Origin of the sequence: Vibrio furnissii CIP 102972, from assembly GCF_000176175.1 — a bacterium.
Lineage (GTDB): Bacteria > Pseudomonadota > Gammaproteobacteria > Enterobacterales > Vibrionaceae > Vibrio > Vibrio furnissii.
The window spans coordinates 116975-138467 of record NZ_ACZP01000020.1 but is presented as its reverse complement, the minus strand read 5'-3'; the positions used below and the strand labels follow the sequence as shown (position 1 = coordinate 138467).

Here is a 21493-nt window from a genome sequence, read left to right as displayed (position 1 = left end):
ATAATAATTGGGTGAACCGCAATGAGAGGAAAAAGTCGTGCTTGAAGCCTACCGTAAACACGTCGAAGAGCGTGCTGCTGAAGGAGTTGTACCTAAACCCCTAGACGCTGAGCAAGTCGCTGGACTTGTTGAGTTACTCAAAAATCCCCCGCAAGGTGAAGAAGATGTTCTTCTTGATCTGCTTGAGAACCGTATTCCTCCAGGCGTTGACGAAGCTGCGTATGTAAAAGCAGGCTTTCTCACCGCAATCACGAAAGGCGATGTGTCATCTCCGCTGGTTAGTCGCGAAAAAGCGGCGACTTTGCTCGGCACTATGCAAGGTGGTTACAACATCGAACCGCTGGTATCGCTGCTGGATGACGCCCAATTGGCACCCATCGCAGCCACCGCGTTGTCGCACACACTGTTGATGTTTGATGCGTTCTACGACGTCGAAGAAAAAGCCAAAGCGGGCAACGCGTTCGCCAAACAGGTGCTGGAATCTTGGGCAGAAGCAGAATGGTTCCTGTCGAAGCCTGCACTGGCTGAAAAAATCACATTGACCGTCTTTAAAGTGACGGGTGAAACCAACACGGATGATTTGTCACCAGCACCCGATGCATGGTCACGTCCGGATATTCCTGTGCACGCGCTCGCGATGCTGAAAAACGAACGCGACGGCATCGTGCCGGATGCGCCGGGACAAATTGGTCCAATTAACCAAATTGAAGCACTGAAAGAAAAAGGCCACCAACTGGTTTACGTCGGTGATGTTGTCGGTACGGGTTCTTCGCGTAAGTCGGCGACCAACTCAGTACTGTGGTTCATGGGCGATGACATTCCAAACGTCCCGAACAAACGCGCTGGCGGCTATGTGCTGGGCGGTAAGATTGCACCGATCTTCTTCAACACCATGGAAGATGCGGGCGCTCTGCCAATCGAAGTGGACGTGTCAAAACTGAACATGGGTGATGTGATTGATGTTTACCCATACGAAGGCAAAGTGTGCAACCACGACACCGGTGAAGTCCTTGCGACATTCAAGCTGAAAACCGACGTGCTGATCGACGAAGTCCGTGCGGGTGGCCGTATTCCTCTGATTGTGGGCCGCGGTTTGACAGACAAAGCGCGTCAAGCACTGAATCTGGAAGCATCCACCGTGTTCCGTCGCCCAGTTCCTGTCGCAGACAGCGGCAAAGGCTTCACGCTGGCACAGAAAATGGTCGGCAAAGCGTGTGGCGTCGAAGGGATTCGTCCTGGCACATACTGTGAGCCGAAGATGACCACTGTGGGTTCTCAGGACACCACCGGTCCAATGACGCGTGACGAGCTGAAAGATTTGGCCTGTCTTGGCTTCTCTGCGGATCTGGTGATGCAGTCGTTCTGTCACACTTCGGCTTATCCAAAACCCGTTGACGTGCAAACGCACCACACACTCCCAGACTTCATCATGAACCGCGGCGGCGTGTCACTGCGCCCAGGCGACGGTGTGATTCACTCATGGCTGAACCGCATGCTGCTGCCGGATACGGTGGGTACGGGGGGTGACTCGCATACGCGTTTCCCACTGGGGATTTCATTCCCAGCCGGTTCTGGCTTGGTGGCATTTGCTGCTGCAACGGGTGTTATGCCGCTCGATATGCCGGAGTCCATTCTGGTGCGTTTCAAAGGGGACATGCAACCGGGGATCACGCTGCGTGACTTGGTGCATGCGATTCCTTACTACGGCATCAAACAAGGCCTGCTGACGGTTGAAAAAGCCGGTAAGATCAACGAATTCTCTGGCCGCGTGCTGGAAATCGAAGGGGTTGAACACCTGACGGTTGAACAGGCATTCGAACTGTCGGATGCATCAGCAGAGCGTTCAGCGGCCGGTTGTACGGTTAAATTGTCGCAAGCATCTATCGCCGAATACCTGAACTCGAACATCACCATGCTGAAATGGATGATCGCAGAAGGTTACGGTGATCGCCGCACGATCGAACGTCGCATTAAAGCGATGGAAGCATGGTTGGCGACGCCAGATCTGATGGAAGCGGACAAAGACGCAGAATATGCACACGTGATCGAAATCGACTTGGCCGACATCAAAGAACCGATTCTTTGTGCGCCAAACGATCCAGATGACGCGCGTCCGCTGTCTGAAGTTCAAGGCACACCGATTGATGAAGTGTTCATCGGTTCGTGCATGACCAACATCGGTCACTTCCGCGCTGCAGGTAAACTGCTGGATAAATTCAACGGTCAGCTAGAAACGCGTCTTTGGGTGGCACCGCCAACCAAGATGGACCGCGATCAACTGACGGAAGAAGGCTACTACGGCATCTTTGGCCGTTCGGGTGTGCGCATTGAAACGCCGGGATGTTCACTGTGTATGGGTAACCAAGCACGTGTGGCAGATAAAGCGACGGTGATGTCGACGTCAACACGTAACTTCCCGAACCGTTTGGGCACCGGGGCGAACGTGTACTTGGCATCGGCAGAGCTGTCGGCTGTGGGCGCGATTCTCGGCCGCATTCCAACGTTGCAAGAGTATCTGGAATACGCGAAACAGATCGACGCGACGGCAGCTGATACCTACCGTTACCTGAACTTCCACCGCATGAGTGATTACACCAAGAAAGCGGATACCGTGATTTTCCAAGAACCCGCTTAATTACGGATGAAATGACGATTGAAGGTCGCTGCTTGCAGCGGCCTTTTTTTGTGCCGGATTGAGGCTCGTCATTCGGTTTCGCTGGCGCTATACTCGCGCCATCGTCATTAATCGGTCATCATCGATGGAATTTGAATTCACCAAAAATACGCTGCTGGGCGAGTATTACGTCACCTGCAGTATGGAGCATCAGATTGTGGCTCGCTGGCTGCAAGAAGAAATCGCGCAAGATCGCACAAAAATCGAGCATGTGTTGGCGCTGTTGGAAAAAGCGCACCAATGTCCTGCACAAGAGTGGTCATACCCGGGGCGTGAAATCTCACTGATGATTTGTGGGGACGAAGTGACGGTGCAGGATAACGCGCTGAACTATGGCCATGATATTGAGTTAGAAAGTGAATTTGAACTTTATGACAGTGAGAGTGTAGCGCAGTGCGGCCTGGAAGATTTTGAGTCGCTGTTGATGCAATGGCAGGATTTCCTCGCCGGTTACTGAGTTGGCCTCTCGTCAAGCTGCACCCATGTGGTGAAGAAAGCAAAAGTCGCCTTATTTTTGGGAAAGGGTTGCACGATAAATGTGCAACCCTTTTTGTTTTTTGAAGCGAAATCTCACTAAGTTATTATTTATCAATCAGTTAAAAAGTTGGCACGCACCTTGGATTAATAGAACTGTAAATGGACTACAGCTTCAGAGAGGACGCGATGAAACTCATTAACGCAATCATCAAACCATTCAAACTTGACGATGTTCGTGAAGCCCTGGCCGATGTCGGCATCGAAGGGATGACCGTATCAGAAGTCAAAGGCTTTGGCCGTCAGAAAGGTCATACCGAACTTTACCGTGGTGCAGAGTACCAAGTGGACTTTCTACCGAAGGTGAAAATCGAAATCGCCACACAAGCGGACAATGTCGATCGTGTGCTAGAAGCGATCATCAAAGCCGCACACACGGGCAAGATTGGCGATGGCAAAATTTTTGTTTACGACTTGAGCCACGCAGTTCGTATTCGCACAGGCGAAATGGACGCGGAAGCACTTTAAGATTCAAAGGACTGGAGACGACTATTATGGAACTGTCAGTTACGGTAGCGGAGTTGCGCTACGCACTGGATACATTCTTTTTCCTCATTTCGGGCGCATTGGTCATGTGGATGGCGGCAGGGTTTGCCATGCTGGAAGCTGGCCTCGTGCGTTCAAAAAACACCACGGAAATTCTGACTAAAAACTTTGTACTGTACGCGATTGCTTGTACCACTTACCTCGTGGTCGGCTACAACATCATGTATGTTGATAATGCCGAAGCGGGTTGGTTACCATCTTTTGGTGCCTTGATTGGTAGCCAAGCAGATGGCGCGGACCACTCTCTCGAGTCGGATTTCTTCTTCCAAGTGGTGTTTGTAGCCACGTCCATGTCTGTGGTCTCGGGCGCCGTTGCAGAGCGCATGAAATTGTGGGCTTTCCTGATTTTCGCGGTCGTGTTTACAACCTTCATCTACACCATTGAAGGGTATTGGACTTGGGGCGGCGGCTTCCTGTCTGCGGCTGGTTTCAGCGACTTCGCGGGTTCAGGTATCGTTCACATGGCGGGTGCAGCTGCGGCGCTGGCAGGGGTTCTATTGCTGGGCGCGCGTAAAGGGAAATATGGCAAAAACGGTGAAGTTTACCCGATTCCAGGTTCCAACATGCCACTGGCGACGTTGGGTACATTCATCCTGTGGTTAGGTTGGTTCGGCTTCAACGGCGGCTCTCAATTGATGGTGTCTGACTTTGAAAACGCGACCGCTGTCGGTAAAGTGTTCCTCAACACCAACGCGGCGCCTGCTGCCGGTGCGATTGCTGCGCTGCTGGTATGTAAAACCACGTGGGGCAAAGCTGACCTAACGATGGTGCTGAACGGTGCGTTGGCAGGCCTTGTTGCGATTACAGCGGATCCGCTGTCACCATCACCACTATACTCGGTGGCAATCGGTGCGGTTGCAGGTGTGATTGTGGTGTTCGCGATTGTGGCGCTGGATAAATTGAAAATCGATGATCCAGTGGGCGCTATCTCGGTTCACGGTGTGTGTGGTTTCTTTGGCCTGATGGTTGTGCCTCTGAGCAATGCAGATACGACGTTCGGTGCTCAGTTGCTCGGTTCGGTGGTGATCTTTGCTTGGGTCTTCATTGCAAGCTTGATTGTGTGGGGCATCCTGAAAGCGACGATGGGTATCCGTGTCTCTGAAGAAGAAGAGATGACCGGTATGGACATGCACGACTGCGGTGTAGAGTCTTACCCTGAGTTTGTGACAGTGAAGTAATAATTCGTTACAAAACCTTTGCTAAAAACCTGCCCTATGTGGCAGGTTTTTTATTTTTGCTGATTGTTTTATTAGGCTTGGTCAATATAATTTACGCAATTGATAAGTGTTATCATTAGCAATATTAAAGGACTTGAACCATGAAAAAACTGCTGGCTCTATCGGCACTCGCAGGCTGCGTGATGGCCCCTTCAGCGATAGCGGCTGACGAAGTCAATGTGTACTCTTACCGTCAACCTTTCCTGATTGAACCGATGTTTAAAGAGTTCACTCAAGAGACCGGAATTCAGGTCAACGTGAAGTTTGCTAAAGAAGGCATTGCAGAAAAATTGGCTCAAGAAGGGGAATACAGCCCCGCCGATGTCATTTTGACTTCAGAATTCAGCCGTCTGTTTGAACTGTCGGACAAAGGCTTAACCCAGCCGGTCAAGAGTGCGGTGATCGATGAAAACATTCCGGCGCAATACCGTGACAGCAGTGAAGAGTGGTTCGCTTTGACCATTCGTACGCGCAGCGTTTACTCATCACGTGACCGCGTAGGCAAACTGGGTGACGATTTCGATTATCTTGATCTGGCGAATCCACAATACAAAGGCAAGATCTGTACGCGTAGCGGAAAACACCCTTACAACATTGCGCTGGTGGCGGCGATGATCGCAAACCACGGTGAAGCGGAAACCAAAACGTGGTTGCAAGGGGTAAAAGCGAACTTGGCGCGTAAACCGCAAGGCAACGATCGCGACCAAGTTCGCGCCATCAAAGAAGGCCTGTGTGATTTGTCGCTGGGCAACAGCTACTACCTTGGCAAAATGCTAGAAGACAAAGAGCAGAAAACGTGGGCTGAATCGGTGTTCATCAACTTCCCGGGTCAACAAGTGCAAGGCACACACGTCAATGTGAGCGGTATGGCCATGGCCAAATACGCACCGAACCGTGACAACGCGGTGAAGTTGATGGAGTTTTTGACCGGTGAGACCGCGCAGCACATGTATGCCGACGTGAACTTTGAGTATCCAGTGAAACCTGGTGTTGAGCGCTCAAAACTGGTGGCATCTTGGGGCGAGTTTAAGTCTGACGCTTTGCCGCTCGAGAAAATTGCCGACAATCACGCCGCAGCGATCAAGCTGTTGGACGAAGTCAAATTTGACCTGTAAATGAGTCTAGGGGTATAACTATACCCCTGATTTATTAAAGGGATATGAGATGTATTTGCAGATGCATTTATGCCTTATACCGCCTGACAGTTTCTAGGCAATGAAAGAAAAACACCTTTTATGGAAAACCAGTAGTGTGGCTTTGGCAACCCTGCTGGTTTTGCCGATCTTAGCGATCTTCTTTACCGCCATCGGTCAAACGGATGATGTCTTTGCGCATCTGATGTCGACCGTGATGCCCACCTATGCGCTGAACACCGTCCTTCTCACGTTGAGCGTGATGGCGCTTTCGTTGGTGTTTGGTATTCCCAGTGCTTGGTTGATGGCGATGTGTCGTCTGCCGGGCGAAAAAATGCTGCAATGGGCGCTGGTGCTGCCGCTCGCCATTCCCGGTTATATCGTCGGTTATATCTTTACCGGGTGGTTTGATTACGCGGGGCCGATTCAGGTTTGGCTACGTGAACAAACGGGCTGGATGGCGGGCGAGTATTACTTTCCGGATATTCGCTCTTTGGGCGGTGCCAGTATGGTGCTGGCGTTGGTCTTGTATCCCTACGTGTATCTGATGTGTCGCGCTTCGTTCATGGAGCAGAATGTGTCGCTGTTGCAGTCGGCGCGTTTGCTGAAATGCTCACCATGGGAAAGCTTTCGTCGTATCTCGCTGCCATTAGTTCGCCCATCGATGGCAGTTGCTTTATCGCTGGTGGCGATGGAAACCGTGGGCGATTTTGGCACGGTGAGCTACTTCGCCGTGAACACGCTAACCACGGCGGTATATGACACCTGGATGAATTATTCCAATTTAACCGCCGCGGCCAAAATTTCTGCGGTGATGTTGGTGATTGTACTGCTGCTCCTCAGCGCTGAGCGCTACAGTCGCCGCCGGCAAAAGCTTTATCAAAGCCAATTCAATAGTCATGAAGATTTTCGTTACACCTTGCAAGGGTGGAAAAAATGGGCGGCATTGTTGTGGTGCTGGGGGCTGGTGTGCGTGGCCTTTATCTTTCCGCTACTGCAACTGCTCAGCTACGCCTATACCTACTTTGAGCAGAGTTGGACGGCAGAGTTTCGTGAATACGCGTGGAACAGCCTGCAAGTTTCGCTGAGTGCTGCGGTGATTGCTGTGAGTGTGGCGTTGGTGGTGAATTTCTACGCGCGGCTGAAACAAAATCGCCCCAGCATTGCATTGATGCGCCTCTCGTCCATGGGCTATGCGGTGCCGGGAACCGTACTTGCCATTGGCGTGATGGTGCCAGTGTTAACGCTCGATCATGCGGTCAACGATGTGGCCAAAGCGATGCATTGGGGCCGGCCGGGATTAATTTTCTCCGGGACCATGTTTGCCATTATTTTTGCGCTGATTGTGCGTTTTTCGGCGGTGGCTATTGGCAGCATTGAAAGCAGTTTAAACCGCATTTCGCCGTCGCTGGACATGGCGGCGCGGACGATGGGCTGCCAAGCCAATGGCATGTTGTGGCGAGTGCATTTACCGTTGGTGCGGCGCGGCGCGCTGATTGCGGGTCTGTTGGTGTTCATTGAGTCGATGAAAGAGCTCAATGCTGCGCTGTTACTGCGTCCGTTCAACTTCGAAACCTTGGCCACCTACGTGTACAATTATGCCTCCGATGAGCATTTGGAATTGGCGGCGTTGCCTGCTGTGTTACTGGTGCTGGTCGGTCTGATCCCTCTTGTTGTTGTTAACCGTTCTCTGGAGCAAACCCACTGATGAGCTGTGCATTATCGATTCAACATCTGACTTGTCAGTACGAGACGCAAACGGTCCTGGAATCACTGTCGCTGAATGTCGAACAGGGTGAGATAGTGTGTTTGTTGGGGGCCAGTGGTTGCGGAAAAACGACCTTACTGAAAGCGATCGCGGGGTTGTTGCCCTTGTCGTCGGGCATCATGAGTCTCAATGGCGTTACGATTGACGATGGCGAGCATTGGCTGCCACCCGAGCAACGCAACATCGGGATGATCTTCCAAGACTATGCGCTGTTCCCCCATTTGACCGTGGCGGACAATATCGCTTTTGGTTTGCGCCACATGTCGACGACGGCGCGTCAGTTGCAAGTTCAACAGATGTTGGAGCTAGTGCATTTAAGTGGTTATGGCGACCGGTATCCGCACCAACTTTCAGGTGGACAGCAGCAACGTGTGGCAATCGCACGTTCACTGGCCTATAAGCCCGATCTACTGCTGCTGGATGAACCATTTTCCAATATTGACACTCAGGTGCGCCATGACCTGATTGCCGAGATTCGTAAGATCTTCAAAAAGCAGGGGGTGACGGCGATTTTTGTCACTCACTCGCGAGAAGAGGCGTTTGCCTTTGCCGACAAAATGGCGGTGATGAATCACGGGGTCATCGAGCAATACGGCACCGCGTCAGCGTTGTATTATCGTCCGTCGAGCAAGTTTGTTGCTGATTTTCTGGGTGGCGGCAGTTACCTGCCTGCGACACGTATCGATGAACAGCGTTATCAAACGCCGCTCGGTGTGGTGGACGCGCAGGCGCAGCAAAGTATTGCGCCGGGCAGTGAATGTGAGCTGCTACTGCGTCCTCAACAAGTCATGATTCGCGCCGATGCCGAGAGCAGCGTTGTGGTACTCGAGCAGCAATTTATGGGCGATCATTGTCGCTATGTGATTGATGCACATGGTTCCACGTTATTGGCGACTTCATCGCAAGGTTTGTCTGTGGGACAAACCGTGACTGTGAACATTGATACACAAGGCGTATTGGCCTTTGCATAAGACAAAAAAAGCCCGGTGGACAGACCGGGCTTTGGTTTTTTACAGCGCTGGATTACAAGGACAGAAATTGTTTCATTTGCTGTAAAACTCGTTCTGCGGTGTCTTTGTCGTGCATTTCAGCAAAGATACGCAGCAGAGGTTCGGTGCCGGAGAAGCGCGCAATCACCCAGCCGCCGTTACGGAAATAGACTTTCGCCCCATCTTCGTAGCTGACTTTTTCAACCTCAAATTCAAATTCAGGCAACTGTTTTTCCACGTAGAGTTTCGAGTAGAGTTCTGCTTTCTGCGCGGGCTTAAATTTACAATCCCCTTCGGCAGTGTATGCATAGCCATAGCGGTTGTAGATTTCGCTCAGCAACTCAGACAGCTTTTTCCCCGTCACACTGATCATTTCCACCAATAGGCTCGATGCGAATACACCATCTTTGCCTTTGATGTGGCCACGAATGGTCAGACCGCCGGAACTTTCGCCGCCAATCAGCGAATCATCGGCCTCCATTTGGGAGCTGATGTGCTTAAAGCCTACCGGAACCTCAAAGCTCTTTTCGCCATGGTCGGCGGCGACTTTATCTAGCAGATGCGTGGTCGCGATATTACGCACCACTGAGCCTTTCCAGCCTTTGTATTCAAGTAGGTAGTAGTAGAGCAGCAACAGCACTTCATTGGGATGAATGAAGTGACCTTTTTCGTCAATGATTCCCAAACGGTCGGCATCGCCATCGGTGCCAATACCAATGTCGTAGCCTTCATCTTTGACCAAGTGTTGCAGGCGATACAGTGTTGCAGCGCTGGGTGAAGGCATCAAGCCACCAAAATCTGGGTTTTTGCCATCGTTGATCACGTCGACGTCACAGCGGCCACTGATCAAGACGGTTTGCAGCGCGTTTTTCGCCACGCCAAACATCGGATCGATCAACACACGCAGGTTGGCGCGTTTGATCGCTTCAATGTCGATAAAGTCGATGATCGAATCGACAAACTCATTCATTGGGTTGATCACCTGAATGCGACCGTTGGCGACCGCTTGATCAAAGTCTTCGCTGCGGACATCGGAAGCAGTCAGTGTGCCAACTTGCTGCTCGATCTTGTGGGTGATCACTTCATCGGCGTCGCGTCCACCTTGAATGAAGACTTTGATCCCGTTGTAGTCCGCCGGGTTATGTGAGGCGGTGATGCACGCAGAATAGGCGCAGTTCATCGCTTTGGCCTTATACATCACCACCGGCGTGGGCACAAACTTATCAATGAAGCTGACGGTGATGTGGTTGCCTGCCAAGACCTCGGCAAACCAACGGCCTGCTTTGTCTGACAGAAAACGGCGGTCATAACCGATCACGAATCCGCTGTCGGCCACTTGCTCGTGGTTGATGATGTTGGCCACGGCTTGTGCGACCAGACGAACGTTGTCTTTGGTAAACTCTTCGCCGATAAAGGCGCGCCAACCACCCGTACCAAATTGAATCATGCTATGTCTCCTTACGAGGGTGCCGCTGGGCGGCACCCGAAATCGGATTAACCTAAAATCACCGTGACTTGATTTTCGCTGCCTGCCGGTTGGGCATTAATGGCATCGACCGCTTCACCGTTGACCAGAATCGATTGCACGCCTTTGCTGACGCCATTCGGGTTTTGGACTGAGATGTGATACGTCGCACCGCGCCACTCGCGCGTGACCTCAAAGCCCGGCCAAGCGGCAGGAATACATGGATCCACGGTCAAGGTGTCAAATCCGGTACGCACTCCCAAAATGAAGTTGGTGGTCGCGTAGTAGGCCCAGCCCGATGTACCGGTGAGCCAAGGGTGGTTTGCACGGCCGTGATCTTGGTGGTCGCGACCCATGATGAATTGCACGTAGGAATATGGCTCTGCCACGCGCGTTTCAATGATATCGTTCTGGTTGTATGGGTTGAGCGAATCGTAGAATTCCATCGCGCGATCACCGCGTCCCAGTTTGGCTTCGGCGACCCATGCCCACGGGTTCGGATGCGAGAAAATCGCCCCGTTTTCTTTCACGCCTTGGTAGACGCGGGTGACAAAACCGATGTCATCGTTGGGCGTTGCAAACGAGGGGGCGTTGAGGTGTAAACCGTATGGGGAGAACAGATACTCATACACGGCATCCATGGCTTTTTCGCCGCGCTGCTGCGAGACGGCGCCAGACAAGACAGCCAGCGTATTGGACTCAAGGTGAACCTTGCCTTCCTGTTGCTCAAACGTACCGATTTTGTCGCCATCTTTGGTCAGGCCGCGAATGTACCAGCCGCCATTGTCATCCCACAAATGGGTTTCACATGCTTCGCGCACGCCGTTGGCCATCGCTTGGTATTTGTCGATGGCTGCCGCATCTTGACGATGACGTGCCAGTTCCAAGAACGCTTCCAACGCCCAGAAATGCAGGAAGGACACCATGGCAGACTCGCCGCCGCCAAGGTTGAGGCAGTCGTTCCAGTCGGCGCGTAAGCCTTTACAAATACCGGTTTGACCCACGTATTCCGCAGAGAAATCCAAGGCTGCCATCATGTGTTGGTACACGGTCGCATCGCCGCCGTCAGCATAAGGGATCACTTCATCAATAAAGCTCAGATCCCCCGTCTCTTTGACGAAGTTGAGAATGGTCGGCACGATCCACAGGTGGTCATCCGAGCAGGTGTCTTTGATGCCGTGGATCTTGTCTTCATCCGATGGGGTTGGGACCACCGTCGGTGATTTCGACGGTTTGACATCGGCTTTTTCTGGATCGAACCAATCCGGATCAAACAAGTGCAGCCCGTAGCCCGCTTTCACCTGCCCGCGCAACAGATCCACCAGACGCTTGCGGGTCATGGCGGGGTTGGTGTGCGGGACGGAGATCGCGTCTTGCGCGGTGTCGCGATACCCCAAGCCTGTGCGACCACCGACTTCAATGAACGAGGCAAAGCGTGACCACACCACGCAGGTTTCGGCTTGATACAGAGTCCAAGCGTTGATCATGGTGTCCAAACCTTGGTTGGGGGAACGCACTTGGAATTTCGCGCAGCGTTCGTCCCAATGCTGTTTGATGCCCGCAAAAGCGGCATCGACTTGGCTGAGGTCTTGATACTTCGCTCGTAGTTTCTCCCCGTTGCCTTTACCGACTCCCAGAATCACGGCAAAGCGGACTTTTTCACCCGGTTGCAGCACAAACTGTTTGTGCAGGGCGCCACAGTGGTTGTAGCAGGTTTGCGCGCTGTTCGAACAGCGACCGTTGGCAACGGCAATCGGATTGGCTTCATCGCGGTACATACCGAGAAACGCATCACGCTGACCGTCGTAACTATCCGCATCAAACGTGGCGGTCAGGTAGTAGAATCCGAGGAAATCATCAGTGTTGTAGTACAGGTCGTATTCCAGAACGCCATTGTTGTATTCAGTGCCCGCAGAGTAGAGTGACATCTGGTGGTTCTGGTTGTCTGAGGCGATGTGGCTGAACGAGAACTCAACATAGCCGAATGCGCTGATCGTGCGTGGTTGATCGGAGGTGTTTTCAATTTCAACATCCCACACCTGCGCATCTTCGCCTTTCGGTACGAACAGCGTTTTCGTGGCCACAATGCCGTTGTAATCACAACGGAATTTGGAGTAGGACAAACCATGGCGCACTTCGTAATGGGCATCGTCAAGGTTTTTGGCAACGGGCTGCCAAGAGACCGACCAGAAATCACCGGTTTCATCATCGCGCAAATAGATGTAATGCCCGGGACGATCTTGCGTGAAGTTCGGACGGAACTTGGTCACACGGTTGTACTCGGGTGAGTGATAGAACGAGTAGCCCCCCGCATTATGGGAGATGACGGTGCAGAATTTTTCCGTGCCGAGGTAGTTGGTCCAAGGTGCAGGAACATCGGGACGAGTAATGACGTATTCGCGATTGTCGTTATCGAAATAGCCGTATTTCATGGTAATTTCCTTTTTAAACAGTGGCGCATTGGCGCCACTCAATGTCGATGCTAGAGAAAACGTGTTGCGTTATGCTTTCCAAGGCGCCCGGTAGCGGATGCCTTGTTGATCAAGTTGGGGTAAATGGCCTTTGAGGCGCGCCAGGTAATCCAGCCAATCACGCTGGGATTTTTGTGTCCAAGCCGCTTCCGCCAGTGCGGTCAAACGCGGATAGATCATGTAGTCCATGCGGTCTTGATTGTTGACCAGTTCACACCACAGCGCGCACTGAATCCCCAAAATGCGTTTGCGTAGCGGGTCGTGTTCTGGCACCTCGACCAGCGGCTCGTAGCGATAGGCGCGCTCCAGTGGCGTCACGCCAGCCCAGTCGACGCCCGGCTCTTCTGGCGCGTAGTCTTGCGCAATGTCGAGGTACGTAAACTGTCCCGGTTGTAAAATGACATCAAACCCTTGACGGGCGCAGTTCAGTGCGGCTTGTTCGGATAACCAAGAATAAATCACGGTATCTTTGCTGACTTTGTCACCATGCTGCGCTTCTTCCCAACCGACCATGCGTTTGCCGAGTGATTTGAGCTTCTTCTCCGCATAGCGCAGCAGGTGCCCTTGTAACTCTTTGGCGTCGGTGTAGCCCTCTTCTGCCATCAATGCCTGACATTTCGGGCTGTTGACCCACACGCCATCTGGCACTTCATCGGCGCCAATGTGAATGAAATGGCTCGGAAACAGCGCGGCCACTTCCTCCAATACGCAATCGAGAAAACGGTAGGTGCCGGGCAGGGCTGGCGATAGCACGTTGTCGTTGTAGTACTGAATGCTGCGGTATTGTGATTGGTCATCTTCGTCAAATAGCCATTCCGGTATGGCTTTGATCGCCGCTCGGCTGTGACCGGGAATGTCAATTTCTGGAATCACCGTGATGCCGCGCTCTGCGGCGTAGGCGATCACCTCGCGGATCTCCTCTTGGGTGTAAAAACCACCGTGTTTTTCGGTCAGCAGGCTGTATTGCGGTTCCAGGACTTCATCCACACCGCGCCACGCGCCAATGTCGGTCAATTGAGGTAGAGACTTAATTTCAATGCGCCAACCTTCATCATCGGTCAGATGCCAATGAAAGGTGTTGAATTTGTAATGCGCCAGTTGGTTGATGAGGCGTTTAACGCGCTCCAGCGGATGAAAATGACGCGCGCAATCCAGCATCATGCCGCGGTATTTAAAGCGCGGTGCATCTTTGATAACGATGTGTGGCACCAGCAGGTTGTCGCCATCTGGGCGAACCAATTGCAGCAATGTCGCACTGGCATGGACAAAGCCGATGTGACTGCTGGCTTCCAAACGAATACCTTTGCGGTCGACCGACAGCAGATAGGCGCCTTCATCCAGCGTTGGGTTGGTGCGTAGCACAATGTCGGCGCTGCCAATATCGTGTGGCTGCCACTGATAGAGATGCGTCAGTTCTTGCTTGAGCCATGTGGCGGCAGTTTCTGCACAAGAGGATTGCAATGAAATCTGGCTGCCGGCGGTAAGGGCAAATTCACCATCCAAGCGTTCGATATGATTGGGTTTGGGTAACAGGCTCAACGTCGCGGCATCCGTGGCCGGGATTTCGCTGCGTTCCCGATAGGGGGAGGCGAGTGCGATGGGGGTGACGATCACGTCGTGACGAACCCGCGGCTCTACATCATTAATTTGGACAAACGCGGCTTTGATGCCGTCGGTGTAATAGTGAAACGGCGCGGTTTTGATGCTGAATTCGCAGTAGAAATGGCTATTGGCCTTTATCACGTCCTGCTCCGGCGTGAGCGAACAGAAACTGCCGACTTGATGAATCTGGCTGTGACTGATGCTATCGGGCTGAATGTAGCGATCGATGGTGAAATGCAGGCTCCAGGCCTTTAAGTCCTGATCGCTGAGGTTATGCAGCGTCAGGCCAAAACGGCAGAACTGTGGATGTTCTGACAATACCGCGAAGTCTATTCGATAGTTCATGAGCAACCCTTAATACAAATTATGCTCGGCTTTGCCGGCAAACATTAATGCGCCCTCCATCGCATCCGCTTGCGGTGCGACGATCCATTGCTGAACGGGAGGGGATAACCATGCGTGAATGCGTTCCGCGATGCTGCCCATCAAGCAGATTCGCTGTGCCCCTTTGCGATGCAGGGCGTTCAAAAACATTTCGATATCCGCTGCTGTCTGTTTCAGCAGGGATATTGCTAGCGTGTCACCTTGATTCGCCAATGCGAAAATCTGCGGCGAAAATTGACCATAGTCGCGAGGTAAAGCGGTTTTCGACCACGCGACAATGGCGTCAACATCGTGTTCAAAATGCTGCATGACACACTGACTGAGTGGCGTGGCCGGATAAATGCCATCTTCAATCAGCAGCACTTGTTGAATCAGGCGCAGTCCCATCACCGCGCCACTGCCCTGATCGGAGATCGGGAACTCACGCCCCCCGACCACATGCTGGTGGCCGTCTTGCAAGAACAAGCCGCATGAGCCGGTGCCAGCAATCATGATGGCGCCGTTGTCACCATGGTGCGCGCCGAGACATGCACCATAGGCATCGGTATTGAGCGTGAGCGACGCAAACGGGTGTGGCAACTGCATAAAGGCATGCCAAGTCGCTTGGTGCTCAGCGCCAGCCAGCGCCAAGCCCACGTGCAGTTGACCAAAGTTATCGTTATTCAGCCCGCCTTGTTCGGCAGCTAAGGTGATGGCGTGAATGACGGCGTCCATCGCGCGTTCCACGCCAAGCAACAGGTTGGCGCTGCCGGTCTTGGCTTCGCCAATCAAAGCACCGGACGCATCGCGAATACGCGCGCGGCAGGAGGTGCCACCGCCATCGATGCCAGCGTAATAGACCCTCATGCCTCACCTCGCTGCGTTGAGAAAAACTCAAATTGGTGAATGATGGCCAGTAGGTACCAAGCGCCATGTGGAATCCATTGCTCGCCCCAACGCCAGTTTTGCAACAGATCTTGATCGTGCGGTGTGGGGTTGAAGGCAATGTCTTGTTCATCATCGAAACCGGCGGTGATGCCGTTGCACACGCCGCCCTTGGCATTAAAGAATCCCAGCTGAGGCAGGTAGTCTGGGTTGTTGCGACCATGCCCGTCGAGCATGCACATGTCGTAGGGGTTGAGGCCGACAATCCAGTCGAGTGCGTTGTGTGCCATTTGTAACAGAGCGTGTTTCAGCGTCTCGTCAGTGAGGTAGGTTTGCGCAGCAAAGGCCATGGTGGCCAGTGACGCCAAACGCGCATTCTCGCCCTGCCACCAGTACCCACTTTCGTTGTCGTGGGTAACAAAAAAGGCACTGCGTTTACCGCCGTGAACATCGCTGACGTATTGGCGTGGGTAGCCAAACGGGTTGTGCTCTTCACGCGTGATGCTGAGCTCGAACTGACATGCGCGATGAAGAATTTGTATGGCGTTGTGGCGTGCGTTGCTTTCGGTTTCAATCGCCAGATATTGACACAAAGCCAGCGCAGGTAAGCCTGCTTCGACCGCGTGGTAATAGGGGCGTGAGCCATCGCGGTTGGCCGACCAGAAATATTGCTGCTGGTCGTCGCTATGCTGACGCGCCATCAAGCGAGTGGCCCATTCGCGCGCTTGGTGCAAGTAATCCGGTTGTTGCGTGGTCGTGTATAGTTCGCACGCGGCCATCAGCGCGCAATACTCATCGATGATGTTCTCTTCGCCATCATCTAAGTAACGTGCATTGTCGGCTTTCAAATGCCAATAGCCGTGTTCAGCCGCAGCCAGATAATGCTGTGGCGTAAACTCTCCGCCGATGCGTTCGCGAGCCGCCGCAGCCAAGGCAGCGATCGCCATCCCGCCACCCTGACGAAAGCCTGCTTGATAGGCATCTGACTTCACGCCTTGTTGAGTGGCATAGGCGCAAATCTCCCGTTGCGCCGTGTCTTTGCTCCATTGATCAAAGACCGTCATATAAAAAAATCCCTCGGGATTTTGCATGCGAAGCAGAAAATCAGCACCAAACAACGCTTCTTCCTTGAGGCGAGTGCGAGAAAACGGTGCAAAACCCGAGTGATTGTCTAAAAGCGCCAGCCCTTTGAACATGTTCCAGACCACCATGGGTGTTTGTTGTGGGTTCAAATAGTTGGCGTAAGAAAGGTGACTTAAATATTTACTGACGTCACCTGAAGCGTCGTACCAGCCTCCGTGCACATCGGCAGTGGTTGATGTGCCCAGAAGCGGTACGTGCTTATCCTGTTGGTCAAACGTGCCGCCGCAGCGTTGGGATTTGAAATAGTGCAGTACATCGGAAAATGTACGTTGCATCAGCACCCCTTCACCTATGGTAAATGGCTGCGATTGCGCGGTTTCGACACATAAATAGAACTCGCCTTCACGGCGAATATGAGAAAAATCAATACGATGAAAATACCCTTGATGCCAGTGAGCAACCTGGCCACCACATTGAAAAGCGATGCGCTCAACCGTTCGGTGAGTGCGGGCGCAAACCAATAAGGCTTCTTCAACTTGCAAATAGGCCACATGCGTTAGCAAAACTGCTTGCTTGGGACCGAAAGTTTCATAGCCAATGTGGTTGATGAGTAACTGCATTCAACGTCTCCGAGTGAATTGGCGCCTGCGACGCAGGCGCTTGAACTTAGTTTTCGTACAAGTAACAACGGACAAAATGGTTGTCTGACAACTGGGTGACGCCGGGCAGTTGCTCGCGACATTTGTCGGAGGCGTGCAGGCAGCGTCCCGCAAACGGACAACCGACTGAATCGGGGGTCCAGAGTGGAATGTCCCCTTTGTTCCCTTTGAGCTTTTCGTGGATCGATTTTTTCGGATCCGGTACCGCAGACACCAGCAGTTGTGTGTAAGGGTGTTGAGGATCGTGAATGATGGCTTCGGTGTCGCCCCATTCAACCATGTGGCCGACGTACATCACCGCGAGATCTTCGGCGATGTAACGTGCAGTCGCGATGTCGTGCGTGATGTACAGCAGCGACATTTGCTTCTCGAACTTCATCTCTTCCATCAGGTTCAAAACCCCTGCACGAATCGAGACGTCGAGCATGGACGTGGGCTCATCGGCCAACACCACTTCTGCACCGACTGCAATGTTTCGTGCGAGGTTGACCCGTTGACGTTGACCGCCGGAAAGTTGGTGCGGGTACTTTTCCGCAGTTTCTTTCGGTGGGATCAGGCCCACTTGTTCTAAGAGGTCATAAACGCGTTCTTGTAATTCTTTTTTATTGCCGGGTTTGATCTTCTTGTGGATCAACAATGGGCGCGCAATGTGATGAAAAATGGTGTGCGTTGGGTTGAGTGAGCCGAACGGATCTTGCCATACCATTTGCACGCCTTCGCGGTAATGCATTAGATCAGAGCGTGATTTGATCGTTTGAATGTCGCGCCCTTTGTACTCGATCTCGCCTGAGGTCGGGGCATACATTTTGGCGATCATTTTCGCGGTGGTGGATTTCCCCGAACCGGATTCACCCACCACGGACAAACCACGGCTTTTGTACATTTTGAATGACACGTCATTGATGGCGCGCATCATGGGTTGTTTGAGTGCGTTACTGTTGATCGGAAAATCCTTGACCAGATTTTTGCCTTCCACCAGTAGTTCGCCGAATTGTTTACTCATATTGGACTCCAGAAATTCTGTCTCTACCGGACTTACAGTTTCACTTGGGCAATGGGCTCACCATACAGGTGGCAGTTGGATAAACGTCCCGGCTCGATTTGACGCAGGCTGGTTGGGATCTTGGTACAGGTTTCGTGTACGCGATCGCAGCGTGCCTGAAAACGACAACCCTGTGGAATTTCCAGCAGGTTGAGCGGGTTCCCCGGAATGCCCGTTAGGCGAGTTTTTGGCCCGGTTAATGGTGGAAACGAACTGCCAAGGCCTTTGGTGTAGGGGTGATACGGGCTCTGCAGAATTTCTTTAGACGGCGCGACTTCAATCAGTTCTCCGGAATACATGATGCCGATGCGATCTGAGAATTCGACCATCAGCGACAAGTCGTGCGTGATGAACAAAATTGAAAAACCAAATTCTTCTTTCAGGGCGTAGATCTTTTGCAGGATCTCACGCTGCACCACCACATCCAGTGCGGTGGTCGGCTCATCCATGATGATCATCTTTGGATTGAGCGCCAAAGCGATGGCAATCACCAGACGTTGACGCATGCCGCCGGAAAATTGGTGCGGATAGTCGTTCAAACGGCTAGGGTGAATGTCGACAATTTCCAGTAATCCTTCTGCACGACGTTTTGCTTGTTGGCGGTTCATGGTGGTGTGGCGCATGATCACATCGCAGAACTGCTCTTCCATGGTCAGAACCGGGTTGAGGGCGTTCATCGCACTCTGGAACACCATCGACATTTGGCTCCAGCGGAATGCCTGCATTTGGTCATCGCTGTATTTCAGAATGTCTTCACCGTTGAAAATCACTTCGCCACCAGTGATGAATGCGGGCGGCTTATGCAGGCGCATCAACGAGAATGCGACGGTCGATTTACCACAACCTGACTCGCCGGCCAGGCCAAACACTTCACCGGGAGCGATATCAAAGCTGACGTTATTGCAGGCGCGTACATCGCCTGCGTCGGTAATGTAATCCACACATAAGTTGCGGATCGAGATAAGTGGTGCTGTCATGATTATTTGTCTCCGCTCCAGATTGGGGTTTGTGGCGCAGGCTCAGGCTTACGCTCTTGCTTGTCTTGTGCGGCCAGTTTTTTCCAACGTTTCATGCCTTTGTGAGAACGCAATTGCGGGTTCGCAATTTCATCCACGGCGAAGTTCAGCAGTGCCAAACCAGTCACCAACAAGGTCAAGGAGATACACGGTGCTAGGAGTTCCCACCAAGCGCCGATCAGCATGGAAGAAGACGTTTGCACGTTGTAGAGCATGATGCCCCAGCTGATGGTGTTTGGATCGCCTAGACCCAAGAACGAGATGGTGGCTTCCATCATGATGGCGTACATCACGGAACCGATGAAACTTGCGCCGACAATCGAGATGAGGTTCGGCAAAATTTCCACAAAGATGATGCGCCAGGAGGATTCGCCTAGGACTTCAGCTGCTTTCACAAACTCTTTTTCACGCAGAGCGAGTGTTTGAGCGCGTACAACCCGAGCCCCCCAAGCCCACGAGGTACAGCCAATGATGAGAGAAATGGTTAGTGGTCCAGCTTCCCCGATAAAGGCAGCCACCACAAACAGCAATGGGTATTGTGGAATCACCAGCATGATGTTCATGGCTGCGGTGAGGAAATCATCCACGCGTCCCCCGAAATAACCGGCTGACACCCCAATGACGGTGGCCAGAAAACACACGGTAATCCCGGCGCCAAATCCCACGGCCAGTGACACGCGAGCACCGTAAGCTACTTGTGACCACACGTCGCGACCCATCCGTGTCGTGCCTAAGGTGTGATCGGCTTTTTTCGACATCGCCAAAGTACGGCGGTCGGTTGCCAGATTTTCAGCGACCCAACCCTCAGGGTTGGCTTTGGCCGCTTTCACGACAAATGCAGGGTATTCATGTGGGTTCCCTGTACGCTTATCGGGAGCATGCTTTGTGATCAGCGGGGCTGCGACAGCGATAAACAGGAAGATACTTAAAATGGTGACACCCACCATGGCGACTCGGTTGCCGCGCAGTAGTTTCCAAAGGGCTTTCATGATTATTTACCTCCCTTGCGCAGACGCGGGTCGAGTACGACGTACAACATGTCCGCCAGCAGGTTAAAAAACAGCATAAACAGTGTCATGATCAGCAATTGACCCTGCAGTACTTGATAGTCACGGGCTGTAATGGCGTTGAACAACACCGTACCGAGACCCGGATAGTTGAAGATGATTTCAATGATGAGCTGACCCCCAATCGCCATGCCCAACGACATGGAGAGGGCGGTGACACTCGGCAACAGCGCATTTCGCGCGGCGTAGTTAAAGACTACGCGGTTCTCGCTCAATCCTTTACCTTTGGCCATCGTGATGTAGTCTTCGGCCAACAGGTTAATCATGTTGTTTCGCATGTTGACCAAAAAGCCACCAATTTGGACCACTGACGCACAGACCAGCGGGAGAATGGCGTGGTAGCCGACATCTTTGATGAAGGTCCAACTGGTCCAGTCTGGAATTGTTCCGGCGGTGTAGGCATAGCCTGTTGGAAACCAGCCTAAACCGATGGCAAACGTGAACATGGCCAGCATGGCGATCACCACTTGCGGTACCGCTTGGACTACCAACATGCCCGGTGTGATGAAGGTGTCATAGTGACTACCACGTTTCCAAGCCGCAAAAATGCCTAAGATGGAACCAATCGAAAAGGAAATGACCACCGCGGTGCCGGCAAGGAACAGCGACCAACCAAAGGCGCTACCGAGCAGTTCATTGACGCTTAGTGGATAAAATTTGATGGAGGTCCCCAGCTCCCAGCTGAAGATACTTTTCATATACGTGGCATATTGCACGTACCAAGGGCCATCGACAAAACCGAGCAGCTTTTGCATCGCTTCGATTCGTTCTGGCGTTACTTGAGTTGTCGCGTTAGCAAACATCATGGTAACCGGGTCACCAGGCATTGCTCGCGGAATAACAAAGTTGAGTGTCGCAGCAACGATCAATGCGACAAAATAGAACGACAAACGTCTTAAAAAATAACCCATAACTCACACACCTTACTCACCCAGTTTGTTCCTGAATTGGCTTCAGGCCGCTCCTAGCGAAATTGAGA

The 21493-nt window shown here is 52.5% G+C and carries 16 protein-coding genes; 7 read left to right on the top strand and 9 right to left on the bottom strand.

Annotation, left to right across the window (positions count from 1 at the left end; translation table 11 throughout):
• Positions 1-37 precede the first annotated feature (37 nt).
• The 7 genes from acnB to VFA_RS21060 all read left to right on the top strand — a co-directional run bounded on the left by acnB (position 38) and on the right by VFA_RS21060 (position 8843).
• Complete coding sequence (acnB, locus tag VFA_RS21090) at positions 38-2635, top strand: bifunctional aconitate hydratase 2/2-methylisocitrate dehydratase (protein ID WP_004729028.1); 2598 nt, start codon at positions 38-40, stop codon at positions 2633-2635.
• Positions 2636-2759: 124 nt separating this feature from the next.
• Positions 2760-3131 carry a YacL family protein gene (locus VFA_RS21085; RefSeq protein WP_004729027.1) on the top strand — a complete coding sequence of 124 codons (372 nt, stop codon included), beginning with the start codon at positions 2760-2762 and terminating at the stop codon, positions 3129-3131.
• Between the two features lie 206 nt (positions 3132-3337).
• A complete protein-coding gene (locus tag VFA_RS21080) occupies positions 3338-3676 on the top strand; it encodes a P-II family nitrogen regulator (protein ID WP_004729026.1) in 339 nt (112 codons plus the stop codon).
• A gap of 26 nt (positions 3677-3702) precedes the next feature.
• The gene (locus VFA_RS21075) at positions 3703-4932 is read left to right on the top strand and encodes an ammonium transporter (RefSeq protein ID WP_004729025.1); all 1230 of its coding nucleotides are present in this window, start codon (positions 3703-3705) and stop codon (positions 4930-4932) included.
• A gap of 140 nt (positions 4933-5072) precedes the next feature.
• Positions 5073-6086, top strand: a complete 1014-nt coding sequence (locus tag VFA_RS21070; protein WP_004729024.1) for a Fe(3+) ABC transporter substrate-binding protein — start codon at positions 5073-5075, stop codon at positions 6084-6086.
• A 100-nt stretch (positions 6087-6186) separates the two neighbouring features.
• The gene (locus VFA_RS21065; protein WP_038152687.1) at positions 6187-7812 is read left to right on the top strand and encodes an ABC transporter permease; all 1626 of its coding nucleotides are present in this window, start codon (positions 6187-6189) and stop codon (positions 7810-7812) included.
• On the top strand, positions 7812-8843 hold the full coding sequence (locus VFA_RS21060; protein WP_004729022.1) for an ABC transporter ATP-binding protein: 1032 nt from the start codon (positions 7812-7814) through the stop codon (positions 8841-8843). Before VFA_RS21065 ends, VFA_RS21060 begins: the two co-directional genes overlap by 1 nt.
• A 52-nt stretch (positions 8844-8895) precedes the next feature.
• On the opposite strand, the gene VFA_RS21055 is transcribed toward VFA_RS21060, so the two are convergent.
• The 9 genes from VFA_RS21055 to VFA_RS21015 all read right to left on the bottom strand — a co-directional run bounded on the left by VFA_RS21055 (position 8896) and on the right by VFA_RS21015 (position 21425).
• Complete coding sequence (locus VFA_RS21055; protein WP_004729021.1) at positions 8896-10308, bottom strand: phosphoglucomutase/phosphomannomutase family protein; 1413 nt, start codon at positions 10306-10308, stop codon at positions 8896-8898.
• Between the two features lie 47 nt (positions 10309-10355).
• A complete protein-coding gene (locus tag VFA_RS21050) occupies positions 10356-12758 on the bottom strand; it encodes a GH36-type glycosyl hydrolase domain-containing protein (RefSeq protein ID WP_004729012.1) in 2403 nt (800 codons plus the stop codon).
• Positions 12759-12827: 69 nt separating this feature from the next.
• Entirely contained in the window at positions 12828-14744 is a 1917-nt protein-coding gene (locus VFA_RS21045) for a beta-N-acetylhexosaminidase (RefSeq protein WP_038152686.1), read from the bottom strand.
• A 9-nt stretch (positions 14745-14753) separates the two neighbouring features.
• Complete coding sequence (locus tag VFA_RS21040; protein ID WP_004729008.1) at positions 14754-15629, bottom strand: glucosamine kinase nucleotide-binding domain-containing protein; 876 nt, start codon at positions 15627-15629, stop codon at positions 14754-14756.
• Positions 15626-17350 carry a glycoside hydrolase family 9 protein gene (locus VFA_RS21035; RefSeq protein WP_004729006.1) on the bottom strand — a complete coding sequence of 575 codons (1725 nt, stop codon included), beginning with the start codon at positions 17348-17350 and terminating at the stop codon, positions 15626-15628. The genes VFA_RS21040 and VFA_RS21035 overlap by 4 nt, the downstream gene beginning before the upstream one ends.
• A 46-nt stretch (positions 17351-17396) precedes the next feature.
• Positions 17397-18392, bottom strand: coding sequence for an ABC transporter ATP-binding protein (locus VFA_RS21030; RefSeq protein WP_004729005.1), 996 nt, complete (start codon positions 18390-18392; stop codon positions 17397-17399).
• Between the two features lie 32 nt (positions 18393-18424).
• Positions 18425-19408: an ABC transporter ATP-binding protein gene (locus VFA_RS21025; RefSeq protein ID WP_004729003.1), complete on the bottom strand. Its 984-nt coding sequence runs from the start codon at positions 19406-19408 to the stop codon at positions 18425-18427.
• Positions 19409-19410: 2 nt separating this feature from the next.
• Positions 19411-20436, bottom strand: a complete 1026-nt coding sequence (locus tag VFA_RS21020; RefSeq protein WP_004729001.1) for an ABC transporter permease — start codon at positions 20434-20436, stop codon at positions 19411-19413.
• 2 nt (positions 20437-20438) lie between these two features.
• A complete protein-coding gene (locus VFA_RS21015) occupies positions 20439-21425 on the bottom strand; it encodes an ABC transporter permease (RefSeq protein WP_004729000.1) in 987 nt (328 codons plus the stop codon).
• Positions 21426-21493 lie beyond the last annotated feature (68 nt).

Excerpts from the sequence above, each read along its gene's own strand:
- VFA_RS21085 (WP_004729027.1), top strand. The coding sequence starts at position 2,760 with ATGGAATTTGAATTCACCAAAAATACGCTGCTGGGCGAGTATTACGTC.
- VFA_RS21080 (WP_004729026.1), top strand. The coding sequence starts at position 3,338 with ATGAAACTCATTAACGCAATCATCAAACCATTCAAACTTGACGATGTT.
- VFA_RS21075 (WP_004729025.1), top strand. The coding sequence starts at position 3,703 with ATGGAACTGTCAGTTACGGTAGCGGAGTTGCGCTACGCACTGGATACA.
- VFA_RS21070 (WP_004729024.1), top strand. The coding sequence starts at position 5,073 with ATGAAAAAACTGCTGGCTCTATCGGCACTCGCAGGCTGCGTGATGGCC.
- VFA_RS21065 (WP_038152687.1), top strand. The coding sequence starts at position 6,187 with ATGAAAGAAAAACACCTTTTATGGAAAACCAGTAGTGTGGCTTTGGCA.
- VFA_RS21060 (WP_004729022.1), top strand. The coding sequence starts at position 7,812 with ATGAGCTGTGCATTATCGATTCAACATCTGACTTGTCAGTACGAGACG.
- VFA_RS21055 (WP_004729021.1), bottom strand. The coding sequence starts at position 10,308 with ATGATTCAATTTGGTACGGGTGGTTGGCGCGCCTTTATCGGCGAAGAG.
- VFA_RS21050 (WP_004729012.1), bottom strand. The coding sequence starts at position 12,758 with ATGAAATACGGCTATTTCGATAACGACAATCGCGAATACGTCATTACT.
- VFA_RS21045 (WP_038152686.1), bottom strand. The coding sequence starts at position 14,744 with ATGAACTATCGAATAGACTTCGCGGTATTGTCAGAACATCCACAGTTC.
- VFA_RS21040 (WP_004729008.1), bottom strand. The coding sequence starts at position 15,629 with ATGAGGGTCTATTACGCTGGCATCGATGGCGGTGGCACCTCCTGCCGC.
- VFA_RS21035 (WP_004729006.1), bottom strand. The coding sequence starts at position 17,350 with ATGCAGTTACTCATCAACCACATTGGCTATGAAACTTTCGGTCCCAAG.
- VFA_RS21030 (WP_004729005.1), bottom strand. The coding sequence starts at position 18,392 with ATGAGTAAACAATTCGGCGAACTACTGGTGGAAGGCAAAAATCTGGTC.
- VFA_RS21025 (WP_004729003.1), bottom strand. The coding sequence starts at position 19,408 with ATGACAGCACCACTTATCTCGATCCGCAACTTATGTGTGGATTACATT.
- VFA_RS21020 (WP_004729001.1), bottom strand. The coding sequence starts at position 20,436 with ATGAAAGCCCTTTGGAAACTACTGCGCGGCAACCGAGTCGCCATGGTG.
- VFA_RS21015 (WP_004729000.1), bottom strand. The coding sequence starts at position 21,425 with ATGGGTTATTTTTTAAGACGTTTGTCGTTCTATTTTGTCGCATTGATC.